We start from the raw sequence: 2519 nt of genomic DNA, 5'->3' as shown, positions 1-2519 counted from the left end.
GTGCTTGCAGGCGCAGAAGCGGGCTCCAAACTGCAAAAAGCCCGCTCGCTTGGCGTGCGGGTGATCGACGAGAGCGAGTTTGAAGCGCTTGCGAGCCTGGCGACGCCCGGCGCAAATTCACCCGGCAAGAGCGAGCCTGAAGTGCTCGCGGGGAGCGGCGAGTGAAGGTTTTTTGTTTGGCGCCAAACCCGCACTCAAACGGCGCGGGATTAAATTTCAAAAGCAATCTCCGCTCTGCGGCGCTTGCGTGTTTTACGAAGCGCGAGAATTTTAAAAATTTTGCGGTACGCGAACGAACGTCAAATTTAACGGCAGAAGCGAGAGCTGCAAATCGAGCAGTCGACGCAAGACCACAGGGCTTTGAAGCGCGCGTAAAAGCGGATGACCGAGAGGCGATTTCTGCGAGGCGGGCGAGCTCTGCCTGCCGCGGCGCTAAAACGGCGCGCACGACGCCGATAGATGCGGCTGCAAGCAAGAATATCTCAAATTTTGCGGCGCGCGAACACTGCGCCGATAGGAAAAATTTTAGAATTTTCGCTAGCGACAAGATAAAATTTGCAACGCACGGTGAACCAAAATTTACAATGCGCAGTATGGCTAAATTTGCGGCACGGTGCGGGCTAAAGTTTGAGCCTTGCGGTACTGCTACGCGAGGTTTTACTACACGTGATAAAATTTTAAGCTCAAGCTCGCGCAAAAACTGCGCAAGCTTTAAAATTTCATCGCGGCGCGGAGAAAAGACAAAATGAGATTTGATCTGCTCGTCGCAAACACGCTTAAAATCAGCAGAAATCAGGCTGCCGCACTGATAAAACAGGATAAAATTTTGCTGCGAGGCGCCGTGCAAAATAGACCCTCTGCGCAGATCGCGCCCGAGCAGAGCGGCGAAATCAGCGCGACCGATCAAATTTACGTAAGCAGGGGCGCGCTCAAGCTTGCGGGCTTTTTGGACGAGCTTGCCGAAAACGGGCTTTTGGCGAGCTGCGGCGCAAATTCGCCTAACTCGGCGGCAGAAATTTTAAAGCCGTACAGCGCCGCAAAGGACGCGGATAGCAAAGCGGCGGCGACGCAAATTTCAAGTGCAGATTTTGCAGCTACGGATAAAATTTTGGGCGCAGACGAAGCAACTAAAATTCCAAGCGCGACTGCCGCGACGACAAAGAGCGCGAAAGTGACTACCGAGGCGATCCGTACCGCAAAAACGAGCGCCAAAACGGCAGAGCATTTGCAAACGGACGCAAACGCCGAAACGGCAGAGATTTCAAATGCGGCAGAAGTCTCCAAATCGGGCGGCAAGGCGGGCGCGTGCCGCAGAGAAGGCGGCGCGGAGCCGCTACAAACAAAGCCCTCTCAAAAAGAGGTTTTAAATTTAGCGGGAGCCGATGTTTTGGACGTGGGCAGCAGCACGGGCGGATTTGTGCAGATTTTGCTTCAGCGCGGTGCAAAGAGCGTAACCGCGCTTGACGTCGGCAGCTTGCAGCTAAGCGAAATTTTGCGACGCGATCCCCGCGTGATCGTGCGCGAAAACACCGACATCAGGAAGTTTGCGAGCAAGAAAAAATTTGATCTCATCACCTGCGACGTGAGCTTCATCTCGCTAAATTTAATCCTAGAAAGCCTCGTGCGCCTTGCAAAAAGCGTTCTCATCGTGCTATTTAAGCCGCAGTTTGAAGTCGGCGCGGAGATCAAGCGAAATAAAAAAGGCGTGCTCAAAGACGAAAAAGCGGCGCGCGCCGCACGGACGAAATTTGAGCGGCTATGCGCCGAGCTGGGCCTTGCCGTGCTGCACGCTAGCGCCTGTAAGATCACGGGCAAAGAGGGAAATCAAGAATTTTTCTATCTTCTAAAAAGGACGAACGATGAAATTTAAAAATTTGATTATTTTGGTGCTAGGCGCCGTTTTTTTGAGCTCATGCGCCAAAAGTCTGAGCCCCAAAGCGCCGATCGTAAAAAACTTCGACATCTCTAAATTTAGCGGCGGCTGGTATGAGATCGCCCGCATGAAGGGCGACGACGATCTGCAAAACACCGCCTACGAGTGCTTCGTCGATAAAAATTCCACCATCAACCTCCTAAAATCAGCCCAAACGAGCTCGGGCAAAATCAAAAACGAGCAGCACGTGTTGGAGTTTGCGGGCGATAAAAACGTAGGTCTGCTCTATCAAAAAGGTCTGATTTCCGACTCCCTCTACCGCGTGGCGCAGGTGGACGGCGACTATCGTTACGCCCTGATCTTCGGCGCCGATACGAGTGAGCTTTACATTCTCTCGCGCACCAAAACCCTGCCCGAGCCGATCCGCATCCTATATCTAAAAAAGGCGAAGCATAGCGGTTACGACACCAAAAAAATCGTCTGGACAAAGCAGCAATAATGGCTAATCAAAAATCATGTAAAGACCATACAGAGGCTTCACTACGGAATTTTAAAGAGCAAAATTTCGTAGCGCAGAATTCCAGCTTGAAAAATTTTACGGAACAGAATTTCACAAGCAATGTGGAAAATTCATCTAAAAGTATCG

General features: G+C 51.6%; 3 protein-coding genes. All 3 read left to right on the top strand.

Annotated features, from left to right (window positions below):
* Positions 1 to 161 precede the first annotated feature (161 nt).
* Genes Q0140_RS01640 through Q0140_RS01630 form a run of 3 tightly spaced genes read left to right on the top strand, consistent with a single transcriptional unit; the run spans position 162 to position 2372 of the window.
* Positions 162 to 749 carry a hypothetical protein gene (locus tag Q0140_RS01640; protein WP_297961008.1) on the top strand — a complete coding sequence of 196 codons (588 nt, stop codon included), beginning with the start codon at positions 162 to 164 and terminating at the stop codon, positions 747 to 749.
* The gene (locus Q0140_RS01635; RefSeq protein WP_297961005.1) at positions 746 to 1870 is read left to right on the top strand and encodes an SAM-dependent methyltransferase; all 1125 of its coding nucleotides are present in this window, start codon (positions 746 to 748) and stop codon (positions 1868 to 1870) included. The genes Q0140_RS01640 and Q0140_RS01635 overlap by 4 nt, the downstream gene beginning before the upstream one ends.
* Positions 1860 to 2372 (top strand): lipocalin family protein, encoded by a 513-nt coding sequence (locus Q0140_RS01630; RefSeq protein ID WP_297961003.1) that lies wholly within the window; start codon positions 1860 to 1862, stop codon positions 2370 to 2372. The genes Q0140_RS01635 and Q0140_RS01630 overlap by 11 nt, the downstream gene beginning before the upstream one ends.
* The last annotated feature ends 147 nt before the right edge of the window (positions 2373 to 2519 follow it).

Origin of the sequence: uncultured Campylobacter sp. (assembly GCF_938045405.1) — a bacterium.
In the GTDB taxonomy this organism is placed as follows: Bacteria; Campylobacterota; Campylobacteria; order Campylobacterales; family Campylobacteraceae; genus Campylobacter_B.
The sequence above is the reverse complement of the archived record's forward strand: the minus strand, read 5'-3'. Positions and strand labels throughout refer to the sequence as shown.